1 protein-coding gene is annotated in these 402 nt (G+C 33.8%); it reads right to left on the bottom strand.

Annotation, left to right across the window (positions count from 1 at the left end; all coding sequences use genetic code 11):
- Nucleotides 1–103: 103 nt before the first annotated feature.
- The coding region (locus FCS21_RS17985; protein WP_222928018.1) for a hypothetical protein at nt 104–402 on the bottom strand (299 nt) is incomplete at its 5' end.

The following is a 402-nucleotide window of genomic DNA, read 5'->3' as shown; positions in this document are numbered from 1 at the left end:
AAAGGGGCAGATAACCTCGCACGACAAGCCCTACAAAAACAATTAAAAGAAAGATAGACTCTTTGAAGAAAAAACTTTAAAGAGTCTTTTTAGTATCTTATCTTTAATACAAAAGATAATTGTGATCAAACGTGATTTCCAAATGATAATCTCCGATTTTCTCTTCTATTTGAATACGTAAGATTCTTTCGAGTTCTGTATCATCAAATTGGAATTTTTCAGGAACAACTACATCAAACTGCAGCGTTTTCCCTTGATGGATGACTCTAAAATCATGTATATCGAGCCCTCTACCTGTTTCAAGAAGAATTTGCTTTAATTGATGCAAGATATTATAGTATTTTTCGTTATCAACAGGCATTGGGTCCAAGTGACAGACAAGTTCCACGTCCAAAGACTTTT

The sequence above is a fragment of the Colwellia ponticola genome, from assembly GCF_005885605.1.
In the GTDB taxonomy this organism is placed as follows: domain Bacteria; phylum Pseudomonadota; class Gammaproteobacteria; order Enterobacterales; family Alteromonadaceae; genus Colwellia; species Colwellia ponticola.
This window is presented reverse-complemented; position numbering and strand designations above follow the sequence as displayed.